13 protein-coding genes and 1 pseudogene are annotated in these 20417 nt (G+C 58.6%); 8 read left to right on the top strand and 6 right to left on the bottom strand.

Annotated features, from left to right (window positions below; genetic code table 11):
- Positions 1–378: 378 nt before the first annotated feature.
- A complete protein-coding gene (locus FBY04_RS22085) occupies positions 379–1521 on the top strand; it encodes a hypothetical protein (RefSeq protein ID WP_256667114.1) in 1143 nt (380 codons plus the stop codon).
- Positions 1522–1613: 92 nt separating this feature from the next.
- The gene (locus FBY04_RS22080) at positions 1614–1832 is read left to right on the top strand and encodes a hypothetical protein (RefSeq protein ID WP_145316866.1); all 219 of its coding nucleotides are present in this window, start codon (positions 1614–1616) and stop codon (positions 1830–1832) included.
- A 124-nt stretch (positions 1833–1956) separates the two neighbouring features.
- Here FBY04_RS22080 and FBY04_RS32410 read toward each other — a convergent pair whose 3' ends face one another.
- The 5 genes from FBY04_RS32410 to FBY04_RS22055 form a co-directional block, all read right to left on the bottom strand.
- Positions 1957–2718, bottom strand: a complete 762-nt coding sequence (locus FBY04_RS32410) for a hypothetical protein (protein WP_178118310.1) — start codon at positions 2716–2718, stop codon at positions 1957–1959.
- A 670-nt stretch (positions 2719–3388) separates the two neighbouring features.
- On the bottom strand, positions 3389–4510 hold the full coding sequence (locus tag FBY04_RS33315) for a TniQ family protein (protein ID WP_145316861.1): 1122 nt from the start codon (positions 4508–4510) through the stop codon (positions 3389–3391).
- The gene (locus FBY04_RS22065) at positions 4468–5358 is read right to left on the bottom strand and encodes a TniB family NTP-binding protein (protein WP_145316859.1); all 891 of its coding nucleotides are present in this window, start codon (positions 5356–5358) and stop codon (positions 4468–4470) included. The genes FBY04_RS33315 and FBY04_RS22065 overlap by 43 nt, the downstream gene beginning before the upstream one ends.
- The gene (locus tag FBY04_RS22060; RefSeq protein ID WP_145316857.1) at positions 5355–7283 is read right to left on the bottom strand and encodes a Mu transposase C-terminal domain-containing protein; all 1929 of its coding nucleotides are present in this window, start codon (positions 7281–7283) and stop codon (positions 5355–5357) included. Before FBY04_RS22060 ends, FBY04_RS22065 begins: the two co-directional genes overlap by 4 nt.
- Entirely contained in the window at positions 7270–7824 is a 555-nt protein-coding gene (locus FBY04_RS22055) for a TnsA endonuclease N-terminal domain-containing protein (protein WP_178118312.1), read from the bottom strand. The genes FBY04_RS22060 and FBY04_RS22055 overlap by 14 nt, the downstream gene beginning before the upstream one ends.
- Positions 7825–8079: 255 nt before the next feature.
- On the opposite strand from FBY04_RS22055, the pseudogene FBY04_RS22050 reads away from it, so the two are divergent.
- Positions 8080–8730, top strand: a pseudogene (locus tag FBY04_RS22050) (ATP-binding protein); the annotation flags it as partial.
- Between the two features lie 5 nt (positions 8731–8735).
- Here the strand turns inward: FBY04_RS22050 and FBY04_RS22045 are convergent.
- Positions 8736–9950, bottom strand: coding sequence for an aldose 1-epimerase family protein (locus FBY04_RS22045; protein WP_084317802.1), 1215 nt, complete (start codon positions 9948–9950; stop codon positions 8736–8738).
- 266 nt (positions 9951–10216) lie between these two features.
- Between FBY04_RS22045 and FBY04_RS22040 the strand changes: the two genes are divergently transcribed.
- The 5 genes from FBY04_RS22040 to FBY04_RS22020 are packed head-to-tail and all read left to right on the top strand — an operon-like array spanning position 10217 to position 20407.
- Positions 10217–11593, top strand: coding sequence for an SrfA family protein (locus FBY04_RS22040; RefSeq protein WP_145316855.1), 1377 nt, complete (start codon positions 10217–10219; stop codon positions 11591–11593).
- Positions 11594–11610: 17 nt separating this feature from the next.
- Positions 11611–14676 (top strand): virulence factor SrfB, encoded by a 3066-nt coding sequence (locus FBY04_RS22035; protein ID WP_084317800.1) that lies wholly within the window; start codon positions 11611–11613, stop codon positions 14674–14676.
- Positions 14673–17387, top strand: a complete 2715-nt coding sequence (locus tag FBY04_RS22030) for a putative virulence factor (RefSeq protein ID WP_145316853.1) — start codon at positions 14673–14675, stop codon at positions 17385–17387. The genes FBY04_RS22035 and FBY04_RS22030 overlap by 4 nt, the downstream gene beginning before the upstream one ends.
- 3 nt (positions 17388–17390) lie before the next feature.
- Positions 17391–18416 (top strand): hypothetical protein, encoded by a 1026-nt coding sequence (locus tag FBY04_RS22025; protein ID WP_145316851.1) that lies wholly within the window; start codon positions 17391–17393, stop codon positions 18414–18416.
- On the top strand, positions 18416–20407 hold the full coding sequence (locus FBY04_RS22020) for a vWA domain-containing protein (RefSeq protein ID WP_084317797.1): 1992 nt from the start codon (positions 18416–18418) through the stop codon (positions 20405–20407). The genes FBY04_RS22025 and FBY04_RS22020 overlap by 1 nt, the downstream gene beginning before the upstream one ends.
- Positions 20408–20417: the final 10 nt, after the last annotated feature.

Here is a 20417-nt window from a genome sequence, read left to right as displayed (position 1 = left end):
AACTGGATTAGACCGCACCAATTCAACAACGGACTGGCCCCAGCTCAGGCCGAGAAAAAACTTAACGTCGTGTCCGGGATTAGTTGACCACTACACAGAGAGCTCATCGCCGAGGATCAAGGGAAACTTTTCTCAGATGACGAGTATCCGTTACTCAAGGGAAACGAAGATGCTTGCAAGCTTCTCGACTTCTCGTTGGGTGATGGTAAAAATCTACTGATCCCCTGCACAGAGTACTTCGTACGTGCCTATGCCAGAAACATGGAGATCTGCAGGGCCCTTGCTAATTTGCGTTGGAACGATGTTTTTAATGTTCTTTATCAAAACCCAAAAGCAGAACGTAATCTGCCCGTTTGGCTAGTTCGCCCGGGCCCGAGAATGCGCTTCTTCGACGCAGTGTTCCTGGCTCATATTCTCTACGACCCGCACACGGCTAGCGTTGTAAAAAGGGTGAATTCGCAATTCATGTCCCAAGCACCGGGCAAGCCAATGCTTCTCAAATGCGAACCATGGTTCGAAGGTCATGGTGAGATCCTCGGTCGGGGCAAATGGCTGAATGGCGGGAAAACTTTTTTGTGCTTGGATCTGATAGGAACAAGCATGCCCAAAGGTCCTGAAGTTGAATTTCAAAAGCTGAAGTTCGACAGCAGCGAAGGCTTGGATGGCCTGGGAAGAATCGTGCTGCCGCGCCCGATCAAAAGCGCTGCCCTCGAAGAGTTCCTCCAGGAACGTTCCACGATCGAGCCCGATCGGCATGCCGAAATTTATGAGGCGAAAGCCGCGCCCTTCAAAGTGCTTGGCGAAAAACGGCCAGTGAAGAAATCAAAATCTGTCGTGAAAGCCAATAAAAGTCCACTTGGCCCAGCACCACCTGAGGCAGATGGAGTCTCTGCTGGTACTGGCACCGGAAGTGGAAAGAACGTCGGCAAGCTTGAGACCGTGTCGGATGCAGAGCATGAGACAGCACCTGACGTGGCGCTGGAAACTCAAGGCTTTTTTATGGACATCTGGAATGCACTCAAATCAATCGCCGCTGACAATCCGGAAAAGATCCTGCGCGTTGACTGGTACACGCCCGTGGCACGATTCAGCAGTAAGCCGCCACTCGGTGTCGTTGAGCTCGTGGTCGAAAACGAAGAGGAGCTTCCATCAGATGTTCGATCCTGGCTGTATCTCGACCGAAGCGCCGGACTGCGGCGGGGAATATTGATCGTCCGCATCAAGACGACCAAGGGCAATTTCTTTTGCTTCGAGATTCAGCGAAAGGACGGGAAAGAAGGTCAAATCCCTCCGGGATCTGCAGGACTGTTGATGACGTTCAGCAGAAATGAAGAGGCATTCAAGCATTTCGTCAACGAGCTATGCCGAAGGATTCCCGGCTACAGAGGGGTGTTCAGCAAACTCAAGAAGCTGTACCCAGAAGAATACGTCACCTTTAACCATGGCAAACATGACAAGGAAATTCTTTACCGGAACATCCTCATCAACAAATTCGGTGAGCTTGATCTAGCGCTTGTCTAATCTTGGAGCTCTACCGACTCCCTAGAGAAGCGTCCCGCTGTAGCCGGCGAGATGAACTAGGCTTCCGGAAGCTCTTTCCAAGGACGACCGTCATGACTGACTACTCAGACTGCAAGATCGCCACGGCTGATGCTCTGACACTGCTTCTGCACAACCAGCACGCACTAGGCGCGGCGATCGAAGAAATCACCAAGTGGCTTTCTGAGAATGGTGTAGAGATTGTTGCAGCCAATGCAGTGGCAGCTATGGAAACCCTGGATGTAAATTCAAAAGCGATTGCAGACGCGATCATGCAACTACGGCAGTGCTAGATAACTACCCGGACTCTGGAGTCATAGATGACTTACCGCGACGGGACACTCTCCGCAGGCTGCGGCCGCGCTGCATGATGGTCAGGTAGAATGCTGAGAGATGGCTAAGTCCATGGATTACCCTTTAATCGACGATGGTTCGCTCATAGGTGCCCGCTGATGGCACCCACAGCACCCCTTGTGGACATTCAATGTTGAATCCTGCAGTCCCCTGATACGTTGCCGGAACATAGACGAGTGCCTTGCGACTGATCCTGCCGAGACCATGAAAATAGGCCAAGGCCTTAACAATCCATCGAGACTCAAAATCACTTGTCTCATCGCGTTGTGGCAACAACTCGACAAGCTCTCGCTCGCGTTTCGCTAGTTTCTGTTGTCTTGCCCAATTCGCATCCGGACGAGAGTTCAGTCCCGCGCTGTAAACCTTGTTCAAGTACCCGATGAACCCGGTGACACTTGCCACCGTCCCCGGCGACTTACGCCAATAACTATCGAGCGCTTTCTGGTCAACCATGGCGGCGGCCTTCAGCCGCGAGTATCCCAGCAAATCAGAGGCAGATCGTAAGGCGAGCCTGGTTGATCTTAGGCTAATGTCACCGGCCGCCAAGCGGCTTTGCAGCATGCGGTAATAACCAACAATCAATTGCTGGGGCCAGGGTTCTCGGGGTTGCTCCATGATGCCCTGCACACGTCGCTGCTCAGAATCTGTTTCGCGGACCTGCGCGCATACCATCAAACCGTCGAGCTCGCTCAGCCAACGCATCGGAACGCGGGCACGGCGCAATCCTTCAGCCGAGAAATGCCGCAGCAGTTGAACGTACGGAGGCACATCCTGCCAGACGTTTTCGAGCTCTTTGAAGAACTCGTAATAAGTGTTGATCTTCAAGGCTCCCGCCTTGGGCCCAAGCTCAATCAAAGCCCAACTTCCGAATCGCTGAAACCGCTGCGCCATGGATTGAACGCTCAATCCGGCAACGTTAATTGCCAAGCGCTTGTGGAAGGTTCTCTCCCAATAGCATTGCTCACATTCTTCGCCACGCCCGGCTGGTGTACTGACACCACAAGTCACACACGCATGCACACCTGCTGTGATGCAGACCTTGCAGCGCCGGCGACCATCAGATCCCGCAATCAGTACGCGATGTCGCCGGCAGTCAGGGCATGTCTCGGCAGCAGGACCACTGCATTTTGGGCAGAGCAATTTGCCAGTCAGCGTGTTCCTCGCTGTTCGCTGTGAATGCGTCCCGCAGGATTCGCAGATTGCTGGCTCACGAAAGTGCACTGCGCAGGGTTTGCACACAGGCCCATAGGGGGTGATACGCCCGACTTTGAAATCGACTTTGTTGCATCGGGCGCATGGCCCACTCCTTAAGCAGGCGCTGCAGCGCGCGGCCTTATCAAATGTCGGGAGCCTGGAGAAATTGCCGCAGCCCGAACAGAGTCGACGCTTGAAGAGTCGTGGATAGCAGTTCCCGCAATAGCGCTTTTCTTGGTAAACCCTTTTAGGCTGCGCTACGACACGGCCGCAGCCGTCGCATTCACAGCGATCCAAATGTTCAACGGATGCCACGTCGTCTGACCTTTCGTTTCAGTCGCAGCCACATACGCAGCGTCTGCGCGGGGCTACTGGGATGTTGACGGCCAACACCACTTACCAAGTGATGCCTAGGCGACTGGAGTGCTGCGACCAAATCCAGCAGAACTGGAGGCGCACTATTGGGGGAAAAGTGCAGAGTCGAGGCTGGAAGCAACTCATGTCGCGCCGCTTCGATAAATTTTTCTGGCCCAGCCGACATTATTACCCACGCGATACTGAGCAGCACAGAGCGATCAGCGGGGGAGAGGTATTCAAGAGGCAACCCCAACGGAATCGGCTGGAGAGACTCAGGCAATATGCCCAGTGATTCGAAGAATCGCCCAGCAGCAACGCTATGTCGACGTACTGCTGCTTGGGCAAAGCTCACCATGGTTCGTGCAACGGTCAACCAATCGCGAAAATCGAGAGACGATGTTCCGTACATGGGCCGAAGGCCAATGCTTTCGTCCACGTACCTCTGGAAAGCCAGAGCAGCCTCTGCAGCAGCGCTCCGATCTCCGCCGCTTAGTGAAGCACCGCACCTATGGCAGTCGCTCAGCGAGGCACCGGCTCTCAGAAGTTCCGGCTGCAGAGGAGCCAGACAACGTCCACACCGATCAACAAGCTTTATCCCATGGATAGGGCAGCAGGTATGCCAGGCCAGGCGCCATTGAATGCAATACCGCGAGTTGGATTGCGCAATGCAATCCGGGCAGCATTGTAGGCCCCCGCTATGATGCCCCCCTCTGCAACCCAGCACCGTTAGCCAAGGCCAATTCCCGCACGGCAGTCTGTCCGGCCAACGCACGATCGAGGACATCGCACGCCCAAGGGTAGCGGACTGCAGACTCGCGTAAGGTACACCCGACAGCCTGCTAAGAACCGCAAGCCTGCTCTCTGCCACAGATCGATCCAGATCACTTGCCCAAGCTCTAAAGCCAGGCCATGTGATTGCGGTCAACGCTGCGGAGGAGCAGCCGTGAGCAAGTGCCATCCTGACAATCCAGGAAGTCAGAAGCTCGTCGGCGAGCAGCGGTTTAGTGAGGGGCCAGATCGGGTTTACAGGGCCTGCTCCCGGATGCCACGAGTAGGACGTAACCATGACATGCTCTCGATGAGTTCTATGTCAATGCACTCCTTACCGGAAGCTATGGCCTGCTTCGCACACTCCATCAGAAGCCGGTGCACATTCCCCAAGTTTCCGCCGGAAATTGCGTGTATACGTCGGGCCTTATCTGGATGTGCCAACCCAGAGGGCTTCTTCAGCGGCAGTATCGACTCAAACCCTTTGAGCAAGCGCTGGAATTCGGGATCGAGCTTCCACTGATCGAGCTTGATGACATCGAAGCGACTGGCATGTTGTGGGTCATGATGAAGGATACGAACGGCATCCGTTGTGCCGACGCCAATGATCGGTATCACCAGTTCATTACAGAGCGACTTCAAGGCGTTCATCACCTCACGCTGCTTGATCGCAGAGCCCGTCAGCAACGAATGAAACTCATCAATGATCAGCATTCTGACCCTGAGCTCACGGAAGGAATGAATCACCTGGTAACGCAATGCCAACTTGGTATCCGTGATCCTGTAAGGCATCCATAGCTGCTCCAACAAAGCCACATACAGCGCCTTCTCGTCAGCAGCCGAAGGTGCCTCCGCGAGAATCAAGGGGCGGACCGGATCATCATTTTCGTCGACATACCCTTCACCATGTGTTTTCTGGAATCGCCTGATGATGGTCGTCTTGCCGTTGTTGGAGTCGCCCACAATCAGCAGATTAGGCATGCGAGCTCGCTTGGGCATGACGATCAGGTCATTGAGCGTGTCCAAGACAGTGCGAGCCGATGCATACCCGATCCAACGCTCCTCTCCCATGAAAAGGATCCGATCCCGATCACTCAGCTGCAACACTGGCCGAAAATCAGGATGAATGTGTTCGTATGTGCTCATTCGACTTCACCTGTTGATTCCACCTCCGAAAGCATAAGTAGGTCAGAATCCTCCTGTAAGGGATCCAGTACCAACTTCGCAACGGGCTTTGTCGGTTGCGCCGGCGTACCCTTCTTCCCGTGAGTACGACTCTTTTGGGCATCTTTGCGGGCTTTCTTGCTGGTCGCGGACGCCTCTTCGACAAGCTTTCGGTTTTCGACGGCGTACTCGGCGATCAATGCATCGTCTATGTTCTCGCGCCCTTCGCTTACAGCTTTGTCCTTGGCAGCGTGATACTCCCAGAGGGTCACCGCAGGGAACGCTTGGTATGAGGCTGGCACTCGGAAGTATTGCTTCAGAACAGGGTCGTAGAACCAAATGACGCTGACATCCCTCGGATCCCGCCTGAAGAGCAGCTTGAGTGCCTTTCCGGTCGCGGGATCCTTTTGATTGATCCAATGACGCAGCGCCTCGGAGTAGTAGAACAGATCCCACTGCACACCGTACGTCTGCACAGTCCTGCGAACGGACGGCAGAAAATCCAATTGAACCGCCAAGGGATCGGTCGGTCGCGCCGGCACACTGACCAGAGGATCAACCTCCCGATTGCCGAAGAACGCCAACTGCCACTTGCGAGCAGGGCTCATGTGAATCTTTTTATGGTAGGTCTGGTGGTACTTCAGAATTGACCGAACCAGCCATACATCGAATTCCGCCATTGTGAGAACGGCTTTAGCATCCGAATCGTAACCCTCCCGCTCCTGAGGGTTACTAAATGTTGTACCCGGCAACTCGTGCACCATTCTCATGAAAGTGCCAAGCACCCGCTCGATTCGACCACCGTATTTTGGAACTTTGGATGGTCGGAAGACGCTGTCTATCCCGTAGTTCTTACAGGAATCTACGATGTTCTGCGCCCTGAAGTCTGCACCATTGTCAGTGTGAATCGTTCGCGGGAAACCCCATACCGGCCACTCTCCACGGATGTCGTGGGCAGCCAGCCAGGCTTCCTTGGGCAAAATCGAATGTGCGATGCACATCGCCACAGATGTCTCGGAAGGCGACTCGAACGCCAAGTAATAGCCAACGATCATGCAGGAGTAGATGTCGATGGCTAGGGTGAGCCATGGCCGACCAATTGGCTTGCGATGGCGTTCGTCCACCACAATGAGATTGACCGGGGTATGGTCGATCTGCACAACGGCTAGGGGATAGCCTTCGTCTGGAAACTGACCGACTGAAGGCGTGTGTCGATTGTTCGCCTGCTCGGCATACCCGCGCCGACGAAGCTTCACCACCTCGGGAATCTGTCGGATCCGGGCCCTGATAGCGGATGCACCCGGAGGCTGAATGTCTAGCGCTCGCGCTCTGCGTCCAATCTCCGAAATCGTGGACTGAACCGTGTACCGTTGCTCAGTCAGGTAGTAATCATCCAGCACCTCTTGAACGAGTTTTTCTCCTTCAACAGAGAGGCGAGTACTGCCTTCGCGCCAACCTCGTTTGCGCGGCACAAGAGCCAAAACCTCATTCCATCGATTGTAGCGATCCAGCCAACGGTAAAGGGTTGCCGTGCTGATTCCGGTCGCCTTCGCACGCGCCGCGACAGACTCTTTGGACAAAACCGTATTGCCCAGCAACGGTAGGATGGCGGAGTAGCGCTTTTGCGCAATAGCCCAGGCATCCGAGCTGATGCTGCTGATATCGTAGTTAACGTACAGGCCGTCCAGTTTCTCCGGATCCACAGCCCTGAGATCCAGAATCTGAAGGGCCGCACTGCGACCTGTCTCGACCTCGGTCGCGATCACCGTTTGTAGATCCAGGATCTGAACAATTCGGTAGACCTGCTTGTCTCTACGCACCATTGCACCGACTTCAATGGCAACGCGAGACCGAACGGGCTCAAACGGAACCAGGTGCTCGCTGGTGTCGTCTTCATACAGCTTCATGATCGGGCACCCAGAGTTCGAGGTCATAGTTCAGAGGTTCGGTGATGTCGCAGTCGACCTGGCGCGTGGCGATCAGGTGCCACAGCAGCGATACACCCCGATCGCGGAAAATACCGTTGAAGTGCCGCGCCAAAAGGTAGTGCACAGGAGCGACTTCCATCTCACGCAGCGTATTCAGCACTGCATCGATGTCACCCTGTTCAAAAATCATTCGCTCGAAACGTTCCAGGAACACAATATTTTCGAGCGGAAGGCCTCGAATCCGCGACTCGTCGTAAATGCGAAACTGCCACCCTTGGGTACGGGCCAACCGGCGGGCCTCCTTCCATTTACCTGCCCAGTCTCGCCATTTCTCTACCCATTGCTCCCTCGGCTTTACCTCAACAAGCAGCGGCCGCAGCTCGCCAAAGTAGGGCAGGTGCCGCTGGTGATAGAAAACAAGGTAATCGGGCGTGTAGATCTGCGGACGGTCTAGGGAGTCGGTGAAGGGAACCTCCACCGGTTGGGAGATAACCGACTCAACCTGATGAGAGAAGCGCATACGCTTCAGAAAGTCCCGTTCCAACGACGATTCGAAAGCAACGCCACCGAGCCCTTTGAAAGCCATCACTCCTGAAATGCTACGGCGGGTCGGTTTGATCTTCCGAACCGGCTTAATCTGGTCGCATCTATTTCCAATCATTTTCTTTTTGGTCTCATTTATTACCGACAGTCTTCTCAGTAATTTCAGAAGGTTTTGATGGCCCATAGACGCCTGTAGCGTAGCCATTTCTCATCTATTTCGAAAGCCTACAGCGGCTCGAAACCGCAACCCGGCGAAATCACCCTCGCCCACCATGGCGTTCTATTCCTCGATGAACTGCCGGAGTTCGACCGCAAGGTACTGGAGGTTTTGCGAGAACCGCTGGAGTCCGGGCACATCGTGATTTCCCGCGCCAAGGATCGCGTGAGGTTTCCGGCCCGTTTTCAATTGGTGGCGGCGATGAACCCGTGCCCCTGTGGATATCTTGGCGAGCCCAGCGGCAAATGCAGCTGCACACCGGACATGGTCCAGCGCTACCGCAACAAACTGTCGGGGCCACTGCTGGACCGCATCGACCTGCACCTGACGGTCGCCCGGGAAGCCACGGCGCTGAATCCTGCACTCAAACCCGGCGATGACACCGCCACCGCCGCGTTGCTGGTCGCCGACGCCAGAGAGCGGCAACACAAACGCCAAGGCTGTGCGAACGCTTTCCTTGATCTGCCGGGCCTGCGCAAACACTGCACGTTATCCACAATCGACGAAACCTGGCTGGAAACAGCGTGCGAACGACTGACCCTGTCATTGAGGTCTGCGCATCGATTGCTCAAGGTCGCTCGAACCCTCGCAGACCTTGAGCAGGTCGATGGCATCACCCGTGGTCATCTGGCTGAAGCGCTGCAGTACCGGCCAACCTCCAGCTGATGAAATCACTCCTTCGTCAGATCCACCAACGGCGTCTGCCGAACCTCGGTTTCCCGCCCGTCCTGAATGTCACTCACCCGCTTCAGCGCCTGGTCCACAGCGCCCTTGTCCGCCAACAAGCTGTAACTGATCTGAAACTGCTTGTGCTCCTTCGGCGCAATCGTCGGCACCAGCCCCAGCGGCCGCTGATAGCGCCGGTTATAGGAAAAGCTGGTCCCCGGCTCGAGACCGGTGACATAGCCCTGGCCTTGGGTATCGGTGTTTTTCCACAGCGAAAACACGGGCAGCGTTTGAGTGTTAAAGCCGACCGAAACGCCCAGGCTACCTGCTTTGTTATGCAACACCGTCAACGTGTCCCCCTTGGCGTCGCCATACGGCACCACGTTGTAAACCGTTTCGTCGTAGTCCTTGGTCGGCGCGCGGTAAGTCTGCCAGTCCGGCAGATCGCCTTTGGCTTTGTCGTTGAACGGCGACACCTGTTTGACCGGTGCAACGAAACGCGCGCCCTGCTCCAGGAATGGCGTGCTGAAGTTACTGTGGTACAGCGCCTGATATTCCTTCGGATAGTCGCCATTGTTGATCAGGGTATCGTTGAGAGCGAACGCTGCGCTGCCGGGCTCGGTGACCAGCTCGGTGATCACCGAGAAGTCGACTTTCTTGAAGGCCTGTTCCTTCAGTTCGCCGCGCAGGCTGATGGCATAAGGCGGTTTTTCGTCGATGTGCAGCGTGACTGTGCTGGCCGGAATGTTGGCAGCACGGCCATGCAAGGTCAGCAGTTCGCCGTTATCGACGCCAGGGTGGCCGACCCATTCGTAGCCGCAACGGGTGACCAGCTCATTGAAACCTTCGAGCCAGCCGAGTCCGCCGCGACCGTTAAGCTCAATGAAGGACGGATTGACCACATCCTTGACCGGCGAATCCCAGCCCATGCGCACATTGCCGACCGATGCCTGCAAAACGTTCATCCCGCGAGTCGGCACCACCGAGAGTTTCATTGTGCCGTTATCGATGTCGACGATGCTGACACCCTCCTGCCGACCACCGTGCAAGGTGCGCAAGGTCACGGAGAAAGGTTTGTCGGTTTTCACGCCGAGTTGCTGGCTGGTGATCTGCCAGTTCTGCGCCGCCTTGTCGGTGTCGAGCAGCACGTAATCCCAAGCCATGGCGTGGGAGGCAGCAGTGAGGACGCCGAGAGTCACGACGAATTTGAGCGGGGTCATGGGGTAAGCCTTTCTTGGAGTTGTGCATTTTTTATAGCGCTGATGAAACGATTCAGCAAGATTAAAAATGCACTCACCCGAGCGTTCGTCGGCCAATACACATTGACCTCAAGCAACACCCGCTCTCTTACGCTAATCTCATGCGGTTTTGGCTGGCCGCCAGATTGACGGCGACATCATTATGACATTAAGGTCACCAGCTAATTGCAGGAGCAAGCACGGGCATTTCCGCCCGTCATTTGCGCGAAGAATCATATGGAGTTTGGATGCGCGGGGCACTATTACGCAGCGGTAAGAGCGGGTCATTCACAGCCCTGGGCGAAACAGGTCAACCGGTCTACCGGGCGGCTCTGCAATTGCGCGAAGCGATTCGCCGCAAGAACCCCGAGATGGTCGATCACCTGGCCATTCCTCAAAGCGATGAACTCGGTAATCAGATCGATTGGTACAGCGGCCTCGACGGCGATGTGATCCCGTGGAGCAGTGCGACCGAAGAAGAACGCGCTCCTGCCCGCCGCCAACTTGAAGCGCTGAAAACCGCGCTCGAGGAATTGAGCCAGCGTTTCCTGGGCACGGAATCCGGCGAACAGCAGCAAGGCGACAAAGCCGTGTTCGGCAAGCTGCTCAAGCGCGTGATTCATTTCCCCGATGAGAACTTCGTCTACCTGGTGCAAGGCAAGCCGGTGCTGACCTTTTGGGGTTTCGAGCATGCCGGTACCGGCAATCGCGATCCCCTGCACTGCCTCTATCAGGTTCCGCCCGCGTTTACGCTGCCCCCGGTGGTCGAAGCCGCGCCTGTCGTTGCGCCCGTCGTGCCGGTGGTTGCTCGTCCGTGGTGGCGTCGCTGGTGGTGGCTGTTGCTGCTGCCGTTCCTGCTACTGCTTTTGTGGCTGTTGCTTGGTCTGCGTGGTTGCGTGCCGATTCCGTTGGTGGCGGTAGACCTGCTGCCTGAGGGCATCGTGCCGGTGGAAAAACAGCTGGAAGAACCGCAACTGACCGGCAATGCCACGACGCTGAACGGCGTTCCGGTGACGGGCACCGTTGTAGGCTCTACCACTGGAACCGGCACCGGTACCGCCGTGACCGGACCCCATGGAGTGGAAGCGCCGGCGGTCGAGGGCAACGAGGCAGATGCAGCGCCGGCCGACCTGGCCAAAGACTCAGCCACAGACCCGGCAACCGAATCGCCCGCCACCCCGCCTGAAAACAAAACCGCGCCGCCGGATATCACATCGCCCGAGGCCGAAAAATCCGCCGCCGCAAAACCCGGCCCTCCCCTGAGCATTCCACCAGACGCCGCTGACGGTGCCGCCAAGTTCCTCGACGGTCAGTTCCGCGCCGGCGCCGGTATTCAGGACCGCCGGACCGGCAAACCGCTGCGTCTGGAATACCAGCTCAAGGACGGTAAGGGCGAAGTCACCGTACACCAGGCCGACGGCACGAAATGCACCGGGCCGGTGAGCGCTACTATGAAGGGCGGCAGCCTGGCCATCGACAGCCAGGGCCAGGCCGTGTGCGCCGATGGCAGCACTTACGACATGCCCAAGGTCAATTGCCGCAAAGGAGCGACCACAGTCGCGGACTGCACCGGCGGTTACGGAAAAGATCAATTCCCCATGTCCATGCGGCAAATGGGCGAATAAGAACGGAATAACCCGACATGTTGCCTGAAGTCACCCAATTCGAAGACACCGTCACGCTCGTCAGCGACACCGGTATCCAGTTCATGGATTTCGCCCTGCGCCTGGACCCTCGCAAAGAACCGGCGGGCGAGTTCGCACCGATGATCAGCGGGTTGATCTGCCGCCTGTCATACAACGAAGAGAAAGACTTCTTTTTCTACGAGCCGGAGCCAGAAAAGGTCGAAAAGGCCAAACCGGCGTTCAGCGTCGACATGAAAAGCAGCCTCGAACTGCTGGACGGTGTCTGGCTGCCGACGCCGTTTTTCCGCTTCATGCCGCCACATCGTTTCGACGAAGGCCCGAGCAACTGGTCGCGCATGCGCCTGGTGAGACTGGCGACGCCCGACATCGACGGCAACACCCATCGCCTGACGATGGCGTTCGACAGCCGCGTGATGCCCAAGCGTGACGGCACTGCTTACCTGGCGCCGAACGAAGAAGACATCAGCTCCGGCGTGTCCTTCAAATTGGCGACCAAGGCCAGCGAAACCCGCTGGTTCCTGGCCCAGCCGTGGGTCAACGAATGGCTGCTCGAAGTGTTCAACGAGGGCAATGCCCACCGCTCGCGCGCAGAGCTGGACACCGACATCCGCGCCAACTATCACCTGGCGCACTACCTCAACTTGCTGAGTCTGCTAAGCAAGCCATCGGCGGCGGAACAGTCGACTGCCCGGCCGAAAGTCGAGATTCCTGAACTCAAAGTGGTGGCCAACGACAGCAATGGCCTGGTCAAACCGATCCCGGTGGATCTGGTGCTGGACGTCGGCAACTCGCGCACCTGCGGCATTCTGATCGAGAACCACGGCCAGGCCGGCTCGGGGCTGAAGCAGAATTACGTGCTGGAACTGCGTGACCTGATCACCCCAGAGCACACCTACAATCAGCCGTTCGAAAGTCGTGTGGAATTCGCTCAGGCGTATTTCGGCAAGGACCACTGTTCGGTCAAAAGCGGCCGGCATGATGCGTTCCAGTGGGCGACGATTGCCCGCGTCGGCAATGAGGCCAGCCGCCTGGCCAGCCGTCGCCGCGGCACCGAAGGCTCGACCGGCCTGTCCAGCCCGAAACGTTACCTGTGGGACGAAAATGCCTACGGCCACGGCTGGCGCTTCAACTGTTCGTACATCAAGACCGACAGCGAGCCGTACGCCACTGCCGCACCGTTCTCGCACCTGATCAATGAAACCGGCGAAGCGCTTTACAGTCTTGAAGAAGACGATCGTCTGCCAGTGTTCATGCCGCGTTATTCGCGCAGCTCGCTGATGACGTTCATGCTCGCCGAGGTCCTGGCCCAGGCGCTGTCGCAAATCAACAGCCCGGCCCAGCGCTCGCGCCAGGGTCACACCCGTGTGCCGCGCCAGCTCAACAGCATCACCCTGACCGTGCCGCCGGGCATGCCGCAGGCCGAGCGCAGCATCCTCAACGAACGCATGCAGCAAGCCATCGGCCTGGTGTGGAAAAGCCTCGGCTGGCATGCCGGCGAGGAAGACCCGCATCAGGACCAGGCCGTCAGCCCGCGCACGCCGATCCCGAGCATCCGCGTCGAATGGGACGAAGCCTCCTGCGGCCAGTTGGTGTACCTGTACACCGAGGTCAACGAGAACTTCGCCGGGCACCCGGAAGAGTTTTTCGACACCCTCGCCCGGCCGGACAAAACCGACCGTGAACGCATCACCCTGGCGACCATCGACATCGGCGGTGGCACCACCGACCTGGTGATCACCGACTATCGCCTCGACCGCGCTGGCAACACCGGCAGCGGCAGCAACGTGCACATCGTGCCCGAGCAGCGTTTTCGCGATGGCTTCAAAGTGGCCGGCGACGACATTCTGCTGGACGTGATTCAGGACTTCGTCCTGCCGAGCTTCGAAAAAGCCTTGCAGATCTCAGGCGTCAAATCGCCCGTCTCGCTGATGTCGCGGCTGTGTGGCGATGAATCGGTCAGCGCCCAGGACATGATCCTGCGCCAGCAACTGAACCTTCAGGTATTCGCCCCGCTGGGCCTGGCGCTGCTCAAGGCCTACGAGCATTACGACCCGCAAGACCAGCAGGAAGTGAGCACCCGGACTTACCGTCAATTGCTGGGCGACAACGCGATCAGCCAGACCGTGCTCGACTACGTCAACGCCGCCGTGCGTCGTGATGTCGGCGGCCAAAGCGCCTTCGACCTGTACGAATCGTTGATCAGCTTCGACCTGCAAAAGCTCCATGCCGCATTCCTCAACGATCAGATCAACATCACCAAGATCCTCGGTGCGCTGTGTGAAGTGGTCGCGCATTACCCGTGCGACGTCCTGCTGCTGACCGGCCGCCCTTCGCGCCTGCCCGGCATCCAGGCGTTCATCCGCAAGGTCTTGCCGCTGCCACCGGGGCGCATCCTGGCGTTGCAGAATTACCGCACCGGCGGCTGGTACCCGTTCCACAAGAACGGCCGCATCGACGACCCGAAAAGCACCGCTTCGGTCGGCGCGATGCTGTGCCTGTTGTGCGCCAACCACAGTGTGCCGAACTTCTACTTCCGCTCTTCGGCACTCAAACCGTATTCGACGGTCAAAAACATCGGCGTTATCGACCTGAACAACGTGATCAAGGATGCCGACGTGCTGTACCGCGACATTCAGTCCGAAGACTACAAGATCAAACTGCCGGAAATCGGCACGGGCGACGACGCCGACACGCCTCAGCTGGAAATGCGCGGCGATCTGCGCCTCGGTTTCCGTCAGTTGGCCGCCGACCGCTGGGCCGCTTCGCCGCTGTACACCTTGCGTTTCACCAAGGCCGGTCGGGAGAAGTTCTCCCGTGCGATCGGTGAAAACGGCAGCGCGCCGCTGCTCAAGGTGCGCTTCGAGGTCAAACCGGCGGACAAGTACACACGCAAGCAGGATCTGGTCAGCGACCGCCTCTCGGTACGCGACATCGAATCCAACTGCAGCAACGTCAACTTCAACCCGCGCAGCGACCTCGAGCTGGAACTCAACACCATGCTCGACGCCGGCCTGAGCGAGACCAAGTACTGGCTCGACAGTGGAAGTGTGAAACGCAAATGAATGACCTGACCCCCGATCAACATCAGCTCTCTACCCGTTGGGCCGCTGTTTATGAAGGTGCCGGTCAGGCGCTGGAATGGATTGGCCAGACCCGTGTCAACGCGCCTCGTCTGGACAGCGAAGCCGACAACCTGAACATCCGCCTGCATCGCGCCCGCAACCTGGCCCACAGCCTCGGTCGCGTGGCCTGCACGCCGATGACCATCGGCTTTTTCGGTTTGTCCCAGGCGGGCAAGTCCTACCTGATCTCGGCCCTCGCGGCCGGGAAGAACGGCAAACTGGAAACCGATTTCGGCGGCCAGCGCCTGGACTTCATCAAGCACATCAACCCGGTGGGTGGCGGCAAGGAAGCCACCGGCCTGGTGACGCGCTTCAGCCGGCGGGCCACACCGAGCCAGGACCCGGATTTCCCGGTGGAACTGACGCTGTTCAAGGAAATCGAGCTGGCGAAGATTCTCGCCAACTCCTGGTTCAAGGATTTCGACCTTGAACGGATCTCCTACGAGATTGACGAAGAACGCATCCAGCGAGCCCTCAAGCCGTTCGAAGGACGCGAGACCGGGCCGATGCAGCCGGGTGTCAGCGCCGACGACCTGGTGTCGCTGTGGGACTACCTGCGTGACAACTTCCGTAACTCGGTGAAAAAACTCGAGCACCTGTATTGGCCGAAAGCCTTGCAGCTCGCGCCACGCCTGAACTTCCAGGAACGTGCCGAGCTGTTCGCCATTCTTTGGGGTGAGCAAAGCGAGCTGACGCGCGTGTATCAACAACTGGCCGGCGCGCTGCACAAGCTGGGACTGCCCGAAACTGTATTCGCGCCTTTGACGGCCTTGGTGAGTTTCGAAAACGACACTTACAGCCAGCGCGACAGCATCATGAACGTCGACATCCTCGAGCGCTTCGGCAGCCCGCGGGACTTGCCGATCGACGTGCGCCCACGCATCGACGGTCGCCTGCAAAACAGCCAGGGGATTCCCGTCGCGCAACTGGCGGCACTTACGGCGGAAATGACGTTCTGCCTGGTCGAAGCCCCGGCCGATGACATCGTCAACCAGGTCGACCTGCTCGATTTCCCCGGCTATCGCGGACGCAAGAAGCTGCACGAGATCGCCAACTCCAGCGACCCAGAGTCCGCCACCAAGGACAACTCCGTCTCGCAGCTGATTCTGCGCGGCAAGGTTGCGTACCTGTTTGAACGCTACACCGACAACCAGGAAATGAACGCGCTGGTGGTGTGCACCGGCTCGACAAAACAGAGCGACGTCAACGACGTCGGCCCGGTGCTGACACGCTGGATCGAAAAAACCCAGGGCGCCGATTCGGCCGCTCGCAGCAAACGCGACACCGGTCTGATCTGGGCATTGACCATGCTCGACTTGCGCATCACCAACTCCCTGAGCCTGACGCCCGATCAGTACGACGAGAGCTGGAACGGCATGGTCAAGCTGACCATGCTGGAGCGTTTCGGCAGCCTGAGCTGGATGAACGACTGGGCCGGCACGCCGTTCCAGAACACCTTCCTGGTGCGCAAACCGCGCATGGACGCGGCGTTCATCGTCCAGGACGCCAGCGGCGCCGAAACCGGGATCAACGCCAGTTACCAGGAACGCGTCGATGCCCTGGGCACCAGCTTTGCGAGCAATGCGCTGGTGTGCAAACACGTCAACAATCCCGCCAATACCTGGAAAGAAATGCTGCGCAACGATGACGGTGGCATCAGTCACTTCAGCGGCAGTTTCAAGGGCGTGGCCAATATCGAATTCAAACTGCAGCGCATCCGCGAGCAGTTGGACGAATGCCTTGAAGGCCTGACCACGCATGGTCTGAGCACCTGGTATCACGCCGACGGTGACGGCGCCGCCGCTGCCAAGAAAGCCCAGGCGCAGATGATTCTGACGGGGCTGGGCCGACGTCCGGCGGTGCTGGGCGAACTCATCGATCAGCTCGACATGCCGAGCGAAGAGGTGCGTGACCTGTACCTCAGCGGCGTGTACGAAACCGATGACGAGCCAGCGATCAGCGATGAACCGGTCGCCCTGACACCGAGCCAGAGCCTGTACGGCAACGACGCCGGTTTTGATTTCGATTTCGGCGATGACGCCAGCCCCGACAGCACACCGGCCAGCAGCAAGCCCCACACGCCGGTCCCGGAACTGCAAAGCAACGAACACCGTTTTGCCAAAGCGGCCTTCAAGGCCTGGGTCGCGCACTTGCGCGAACTGACCACCCGGCAAAGCCTGCTCAACCTGCTGGGGCTTGAAAAAGCCTTGCTCGAAGCGGTGGTCGACGAGCTGATCACTGCCGGTTATCGCCAGGACTTGCCGGGGCAACTGAGCCGCGCCGTCCTCAAGCGTGCCCAGAGCGGTGCCCGTCGCGATCAACTGGTCGAGCGCCAAGTACTGGAAGTACAACGCGTGCTGCGCGATTTCGTGTCCTGGTTCGGCTACCTCCAGAAACCCGTGAGCGAGCGCCCACCTAGCCGGACCGGTGCCAAAGCGCCCTTGTTCTCGTTCTATACCGACATCGGTCCGGGACAGGTGCCGGAGCTGCCGCCGCAACCGGCGAACCAGGCGCAACGGTATCTCGGCGACTGGCTTTCGGGCCTGGCCTGTATCACGCAGGACAACGCCGGCCATGGTGCCGGTCGCGAAATCACCCCTGAACAGAACGAACGGCTGGGCCACGTGCTCACAGCCTTCGCAGCGAGATAAGCAATGCCAATTCGTGTCGACCTGCTCGCCTTAGAGCCCAATGTGCCTGGCCGGGCCTGCCTTACCGTGAAGAAATGGCAGGGTGGTGAAGAACAGCTGGAATTCTCCATTCAACGTAACCAGGACGGTTTCTACCTCCAGGACCAACAGGCCTGGAGCAACAACCCGTTCTGGTTCAAGGTTTCGCGCTTCAATCTCGCCGCCAGTGGCGATGCCCTTGAAGCCCAGGTCGGCCCGGAAGTGGTCGACCCGCTGCTGGAAGGCAGCGCCAACTCGCAATTCCAGATCGAACTGCGCGAACAAAGCCTGGGACATGCCGACAAAGGCGTGGTCCGGCCAGGCGTCGGGCTGTTGCCGTCCACGGCGGGTGGCCAGACGCGCTCGACGTATGGCGGCGCAGATTTGACCGCGCCAGCTGCACCGGCACCTGAGATCCCGGAAATCCCGGAACTGCCGGAATTGACCTTGCCCACCGCCGAGCCAGAAATCGAACTGGAATCGGTGCCCAACGAACGCGAATACACACCTGCTCCGCCACCGGCGAAGAAGAGCAACAAAGGCCTGCTGGGTCTCGCACTTGTGCTGGTATTGCTACTGGTGGCAGCGGCCGGGTTCTGGTTCTACAAACGCACGCCGGCGCCTGCCCCGACGGTCACGGCGGCCGCACCTGCCGGTGCCGACGCACAAGCCTGCACTCTGGAAAGCATGAACAGCCTGCCCGAGCTGACCTTCGTCCAGACCTGCATCAAGGCGGCACCCGACAGCGCCAAGCTGCTGGAAATCATCAACGAAGCCAAGGCCGGCGAACACTGCGGCGTCGCCCAGCGTCTGTACGCCAACCGTGCCCAGGCCGGTGACGCGCTGATTGCCAATGCCTATGCCCGCGAATACGACCCGAAATACCTGAAGGCCAGCAAGTGCTTCCCGGTCGCGGACAACGCCACCGCCGCCTACTGGTACGAAACGATCCTCACCCAGGACCCGAACAACGCCGAAGCCAAGCAGCGTTTCGAGGAGTTGCAGAAGTGATGCGTTCGCCCGTGAGTCGTTTCCTGCTGAGCAGCGCCGCGCTGTTGGCGCTGTGCATCAGCCCGTTGTCCCAGGCTGATGACAAACCGCTGATCCAGGCCGGTAAAAAGACCTTGTTCCAACGCGTGCTGACCACCCCGGGCTGCAAGATCAGCTCGACGGCGGGCGGTGCGGCAGGCGAGGAGCAACCGGTGTTCAGCCGTTTCTACGTGTACGAACGCGCCCAGGCGGCGAACGCCGAGTGGCTGAAAGTCGGCCCCGACAGTTACGGCAAAACCATTGGCTGGCTGCCTGCGAGCTGCACCACCGACTGGAAAATGCAGCTGACCCTGGCGTTCACCAACCCAGCCAACCGTGACCGACTGCTGTTCTTCAAGGAACGCGCCACGGTCGAAGGCATTCTCGATGCGCCGGACCCGGTGAGCAAAGTCGCCCCACTGCGCGCCACGCTGAAAAAGGGCAAGCCAGCACCCGGCGTACTGGCCGAAGAACCGGAATACTTCGTCGACCTGCAAAAGCAGTTCTACCTGCTGCCCGTGCTCAGCGGCGAAGAAGTCATGACCGAAGCCGGTTTCCGCACGCGCCTGCTCAATGTCGCATCGGTCAGCAAGCCCGACGAAAAAGACACCAAGGGCGCGACCGGCAAAAATGCGTCTGGCGGCAAAGAGGCCGAAGACAAGGCCGCCAGCCAACTGAAGGAATTCAGCGCGGCGGTGGTGTTTGTCATTGACTCGACGATTTCGATGGACCCGTACATCGACCGTACCCGCGAAGCGATCCGCAAGGTTTATCAGCAGATCGAATCGCAGAACCTTGGCAAGCAGGTCAAGTTCGGCATGGTGGCTTTCCGTTCCAATACCCAGGCGGTACCGGGCCTGGAATACACCACCAAGATGTACGCCGACCCTACCAAGGTGAAAGACAGCGCCGACTTTTTCGCCAAGATTGCCGACCTCAAACAGGCCAAAGTGTCGAGCAGCAGCTTCGATGAGGATGCCTTTGCCGGCGTCATGGAGAGCATCGACAAGGTCGACTGGAGCCAGTTCGGGGCGCGCTACGTGGTGTTGATCACCGACGCCGGCGCCATCGAAGGTGACGACAAACTGTCGAAGACCGGTTTGAGCGCTGCACAGGTGCGCATTGAAGCGGCCAACCCGGGCGTGGCGATTTACACCTTGCACCTGAAGACCCCGGCCGGCATCAAGGATCACGCCAAGGCCGAGGCGCAGTACCAGAACCTGTCGACTTACCCGGGCACCAACACCTCGCTGTACTACCCGGTGAATGCGGGTGATGTGCAGGAGTTCGGGCGCAAGGTCGACACACTGGCCGCCGCGATCACGACGCAGGTGAAAGCCGCCTACATGGGTGAAGACGCCATCGGCAGCGCGGTGAACGCCAAGCAGGACCCGGCCGAGAAGAAAATGCTCGAGGACGCCGCACTGATCGGCCACGCCATGCAACTGGCCTATCTGGGCGAGAAGACCAACAGCAAGGCCCCGCCGGTGTTCAAGGCGTGGATCACCGACCGTGACCTGATCAAGCAGAACATCCCGACCACCGACGTGCGGGTGCTGCTGACCAAATCCCAGCTCAGCGACTTGAGCGACGTGATGAAGAAGATTCTCGACGCCGCCAACGAAGGCCTGATTTCGCCGACGGAAATGTTCGACCGCTTGCGCTCGGTGGCCGCGACCATGGGCGCTGATCCGAACCAGCTCAAGCAGAACGGCAACGCCAAATTGGCAGACATGGGTGTGCTCGGCGAGTACATCGAAGACCTGCCGTACCAGAGCGAAGTGCTGAACCTGGATGAAGAGACCTGGAAGAGTTGGGACGGCCTGGCGCAGGAGAAATTCATCCGTACGCTCAACACCAAACTGCGGCACTACCAGCGTTACAACGCTGACGTCGACCGTTGGGTGGCGTTAGCCAAGGACAGCGATGCGCGGGACAACGTGTACCCGGTGCCTCTGGAAATGATGCCTTAACGAGACGCCC

The sequence above is a fragment of the Pseudomonas sp. SJZ080 genome (genome assembly GCF_007828295.1).
GTDB lineage: Bacteria > Pseudomonadota > Gammaproteobacteria > Pseudomonadales > Pseudomonadaceae > Aquipseudomonas > Aquipseudomonas migulae_A.
The sequence above is the reverse complement of the archived record's forward strand: the minus strand, read 5'-3'. Positions and strand labels throughout refer to the sequence as shown.